This is a genomic window from Neobacillus cucumis (assembly GCF_023715505.1).
On the sequence record NZ_JAMBOH010000066.1, the window covers coordinates 1 to 5,279 of the forward strand.

Here is a 5,279-nt window from a genome sequence, read left to right on the forward strand (position 1 = left end):
GGGCTCTAACGCACCATAGTTCATCGACCTTCCTCTCCAGCCGTAGAATCAGTATTGACGGTTTAAAACCATTTTCATTCTCTGTGGTGAAGAGCTGGTTTTTAGCGATTCATGGATGGCTAACGGGCAGGTTAATACAACAATTATTCTGTCACCACTCTATTAAAAGGATGACAGGATCCTCTTTTTTTATAAAGGCGTAAGCTATTAAAATACAAACGAGTTATTCTAAGGGGCGAGATTCTTTAATAAAGGAACAGATAAGAAAAAGGTATCCAAAATTTTGATGGATACCATTTTCTTTAAGATGTTTCAGTTATTTTTTAGTACAAATCTGCAGGCTATGAAAGCCTAGTACTGCCCCATTTTTGATTGGGTCGATGGTAAAATTCTTCGAAAATGAGATTGATGAGTATCTTTTAATGATCTCAGTCATGGCAATCTTTGCTTCCAATCGTGCTAAAGGTGCCCCTAAACAAAAATGAATTCCGTGTCCAAAACCAAGATGCTGATTTGGATTACGATGAATGTTATATGTTGATGCATCCTTAAATTGATTTTCATCCCGATTAGCTGAAGTCAGCCATCCAATTACAATATCACCTTTCCGTAAATGCTGCCCTGCCATGTCTGTATCCTGGGCTACAATCCGTCTTAGGACATGAGCAGGACCACGGTAACGCAGTGTCTCTTCTACCATTTGCGGAATAAGGGAAAGATCCTTTCTAACCTCTTCATAAACATCCTTATGTTCGATAAGACAATAGACGGCATTTGAGATTAAATTGGTTGTTGTTTCATTCCCGGCGACGAGAAGAAGTTGACAGAATGGAATTAAGTGCTCTTCAGATATTTTTGTTCCTTCTTCTTCTGCCTGTATGAGGATAGAAATGATATCATCCCCCAAATGCCCCCTTTTTTCCGTTATTATGTAATGGAAAAATTGCGACAATTCCTCCTGGGCCTTCAATCTAATAGATCTGTTTTCCTCTAAATCCTCTTTGCTGCTGCTCTTTGGAAAACTCACTAGGATATCAGACCACTCTTTAAACTTATCCATGTATTGGGAAGGAATACCTAACATGGAAGCAATCACTTCCATCGGAAGTGGATACGTGAACTCCTTCACCAAATCAAATTCCTCCTCACCGCTTACTTGCTCTAGGAGACGTTCAGTAATTTCCAGTATACACGGTGTCCATCCCTCTAATACTTTAGGCGTAAACGCATGATTGACAATAGACCGAAGCTGTTTATGAACAGGATTGTCTAATAGAATTAGACTTTTCTTCAATTTACTTCCCGGCATGCGAGGAAAATCAACTGAAAATGATTTTGTATCATCAGCCAGCCTTTTTACGTCTTCATAACGAAATACCTGCCAGGTTTTTGTTGCTTCATTAAAGTAAACAGGAGATTCTTTTCTCATTTTTTCAAACCAGGGAAATGGATGATGAAAATTTTCTACATTATCCGCTCCTCCTAAGATTTGCGGAAAAGAAATTTGTTCTGCTGCAATTTTTTTCATAACAGTTCTCACTCCTATTAAATAATTGAATTAGATCAAGCTTCCGGAGCAATGAATGGATCCTATTCATTCTTTTAAAGAGTCTTCATTAATAGGACGCCGACATATTGGATGGCCATGGTCTGCCGCAAAATGCTAAAAAGGTATTTAACCCTGATAGAGTAATCGGCTCTTCCCAATTGTAAAGATTAAAACTTCGAAAGTTGAACAACTAAATTTTACTTCGATATATCGAAGTTTCAACCTTTAAAACCTTATTTTTATAAAAAATAGTTAGAATTTACTAAGTATAATTCAGAACTCACAGTAGTATTTAGGGAAAATAAGAATTCGTATAACCCAAAAAAAGTTTTAAATTAAAACTCCTTTAACACATTTTTAATTAAATAGAATTTACAAAAATATTTAGACTAATGTTTAAGGGAGTTTTTTTCGAAAAACATATTGATAAACATAATTATTTGAATCCTGATAAGTAAAACTCCACAAACATTGTATTTTCGTAAATGCATACGCGAATGTATTTAAATTATTCTAATTAATTTTATGTATTTTTTTTGATTTATATAGATTTTAACTATATACAACTTAGAAATTTCAAAGTATAATAATTTTTGTCAGTTTTAGAAGGGGTGGAGTATTTTGAACCAAGAAAATGATATCACTGTAGACATGTTGCTAGCTGCATATGACAATTTATCTAAAAAAATGTCTATTCATCGATTTAGGAATTTTGCTAATCATCTTAGAAATCATGAACTAAATCTGAATCAATTTTCGATATTAGTTAATATCTTGCGTAATGGTGCTTGCTCCTCTATACAGTTGGCTCACCATTTGAAGTTAAAAGCAGCTTCAATCACTTATTTGGTTGATTCACTTGAAAAAAGAAAACTTGTTAAACGGATTAATAACCCTGAAGATGGTCGAAGCCATCTCATTAACCTGACAGATGCAGGGAGGGAAGTTGCATATTACAATTCGGATAACAAGGACGCTGCCAAATTTTTTGAATGGTTAAATCTGGATGATAAGGAGCTTCTTTATGTAGCTATGAGGATTTTGAACAGAAAATTACCTGATGAAAGTGAAATTGTTTAATTATGGTATACCCTGATTTATGACTAAGACTCACATTCACACCAAGGAAGAAGGATAGTATGAAAAAACTAATGAAAATAAAAATGGCATGGGTTCCTGTTTGGATGCCTTTTCTGCTCATTTTAAGTATGATAAGTATTTATTTACCCGTATTTAAAGGTGCTGACCAAAAGTTAAATGATTTTCCTTTAGTAATAGTCAATGAGGATCAAAATTTCGCTCAATCTCTTGATGGTAAACAGATTTTGGAAAGTCTTGCACAGAATCATGACGGACATTCACTGAAATGGATTTCTGAAAAAACGAAGGAAGATGCAATTAAGGATATTAAAGAAAATAAAGCATACGGAGCTATCATCATTCCAGCAAATTATACGAGTGGTATTGAAAAAATTGATGAAGCTCTCTTGGCCGGAAATTCAGTTGCAGATCCTGTTAAGGTTGAAATTTTATTAAATGATGGCGGTGGACAGTTAGCTACAGGTGTTGCTTCTGCGGTCCTTCAAGGAATGGCTTCTCAAAGTATAGCAACTGTTAGCAGCCAATTACAGGCAGATTTGACCAAAGCGAATAAGCAAGTTTCGGCCCAAGCTGTTTCTCTTATTGAACACCCAATCATGGTTAAAACCTCAAATGTGTTAGAGCTGCCCGGAGACATTAATAAAGGCTTAACTCCTTTTATGTTAGTGTTAATGGCATCAATCACAGCATTATTGGGAACCCAAATGATTCATGGATATTTAAGTAAAATCGTTGAGAAAATGAAAGAGAAGGGAAAAATTATTACCGAAACAACAGCCCGAATAACGGAATTAGTTTTAGGCGTTATTTTGATGGTTGTTACCGCTTCAGCTTTAATGGTCGTTGTGTTTGGGTTCTATAATAGCGTCCATTCTGTAAGCTGGGGTGCGATTTGGTTATATGCAATTTTATGTTTCCTTACCCTTTTCTTCATGTTTAAAATGCTTAGTCTTATTTTTGGTAAGTGGAGTATGCTGGTAATGTTTCCAGTCAATATTTTAGGGATATTTGCAAGCGGTGGACCCATTCCATTAACAGGCTTGCCTGAATTCCATCGCTTCTTTAGTGAACTTTTACCAACCCGATATATGGTCGATGGGATGAGATCTTTGCTCTATTTTTATGGAAATACAGAAGCAGGACTTAGCACGGCATTATGGGTAATTTTTAGCTGTTTGGTTGTATTTATGGGAATTTGTCTGATCATTACGTACAATACGTACAAAAAAGAAAAGGTGAAACAATCTGTAGCTTCTCCTTCTGAAGATAAAACATATGTAGCGTATAACAAGGAACTGGCGTACAGTGTGGAAGAACCTAATATCTCAATCTCGAAAGAACATGTAAATATCCCTTCAACACCGGCAGTTAATGCAACATTAATTACACTTTTGAAAGAGGAAAAAACAAATGATGAATGGTATCGTCAAGCATTGCTTAAATTCATGGACGGTGAAAGTAAAAATACTTCAAATACGATGCATGATGATATCTTTCGTAATGCGTTACTTTCAATCAATAAACAAAATGAGCTGCCAGTTCCAGAAAGCGTAAATTCATAAGTGGAGGAAGTAAGTCTGTGAAAATTTTAATTGTATATGATAGTGAAGGCGGACATACAAAAGCGTTGGCACAAACCATTGCTGCTGGCGCTGAGTTAACGAAAGAAGCAACTGTCATAGTGAAGAATGTAAAAGAGGCAGATGTTAGGCACGTTTCTGAAATGGATGCAATTATTTGGGGGTGTCCCGGACATTTTGGAACCATTAGTTCAGGCTTAAAAGAGTGGATTGATAAATTAGGGTTTCTTTGGGCTGAAGGGAAACTGGTTGATAAGGTGGGAGCCGTATTCTGTACAACAGCCACCACCCACGGCGGACTAGAAGCCACTTTGTTAAACCTTATTACACCTATGTTCCATCATGGTATGATTATTGCCGGTCTGCCAGGAAATATTCCAGAGAATGCTCTGTACGGATCATACTATGGTTTAGGAATAGCATGCCCTGTAGAAAGCAACCAACAATTGAGTGAAAATGATATCGCATTAGGGAAAGCATTGGGGCAACGTGTTGTTAGAGTAACCCAAAAATTTACTCAAAGTCGTAGATAATGATGATACCAGGAGCCCTAGTTCTTAATAAACAGGGCTCTTGATTACTTTAGGGGAGCAAAGGTAAAGGAGGACTCGTAGTGGATATTGCAAATTTCTAAGAAGGCATTTACTTCTAACTTGGATTGAGTCTCGTCCGACTAAAAAAATTAGAAACATACCGCTTTTTATGGGTGCTGAAATTGGTTTAACTCAATTAAAAACAAGTAAAGCAATTTCTATCCTAAAGGCTTATGGACACGAAGTTAATTTGTAGGAAGTTATAATACGCCCCTCTTATAAAAATTAATAAATGAAACCTTAAGAAGGTAATAAATCAAAGTTTGTGAAACATTGTACTTAAACAAACGGGTGCGTTTGTTAAACAAAGGCTCAATATTATTTTAATTACTCAACTTTCGCACCTAGAAAAATGTGATGAGGTTAAATGGGTGTAACGCTTAGAACCGTTGAAGTAGAGTACTTGACTTTAAATATAGGCATGAAAAAACACCTCTTCATTTGGTATAGTTGATT

General features: G+C 35.9%; 5 protein-coding genes. 4 read left to right on the plus strand and 1 reads right to left on the minus strand.

Annotated features, from left to right (window positions below):
• Nucleotides 1-203: hypothetical protein (locus M3226_RS31080; RefSeq protein ID WP_251573343.1), on the plus strand; the 203-nt coding region annotated here is incomplete at its 5' end.
• 113 nt (nucleotides 204-316) lie between these two features.
• On the opposite strand, the gene M3226_RS31085 is transcribed toward M3226_RS31080, so the two are convergent.
• Complete coding sequence (locus M3226_RS31085) at nucleotides 317-1,528, minus strand: cytochrome P450 (RefSeq protein WP_251573345.1); 1,212 nt, start codon at nucleotides 1,526-1,528, stop codon at nucleotides 317-319.
• Nucleotides 1,529-2,170: 642 nt separating this feature from the next.
• Between M3226_RS31085 and M3226_RS31090 the strand changes: the two genes are divergently transcribed.
• Genes M3226_RS31090 through M3226_RS31100 form a run of 3 tightly spaced genes read left to right on the plus strand, consistent with a single transcriptional unit; the run spans nucleotide 2,171 to nucleotide 4,763 of the window.
• Nucleotides 2,171-2,629, plus strand: coding sequence for a MarR family winged helix-turn-helix transcriptional regulator (locus tag M3226_RS31090; protein ID WP_251573346.1), 459 nt, complete (start codon nucleotides 2,171-2,173; stop codon nucleotides 2,627-2,629).
• A gap of 59 nt (nucleotides 2,630-2,688) precedes the next feature.
• Nucleotides 2,689-4,212: an ABC transporter permease gene (locus M3226_RS31095; RefSeq protein ID WP_251573348.1), complete on the plus strand. Its 1,524-nt coding sequence runs from the start codon at nucleotides 2,689-2,691 to the stop codon at nucleotides 4,210-4,212.
• Between the two features lie 17 nt (nucleotides 4,213-4,229).
• Complete coding sequence (locus tag M3226_RS31100; RefSeq protein WP_251573350.1) at nucleotides 4,230-4,763, plus strand: NAD(P)H-dependent oxidoreductase; 534 nt, start codon at nucleotides 4,230-4,232, stop codon at nucleotides 4,761-4,763.
• Nucleotides 4,764-5,279: the final 516 nt, after the last annotated feature.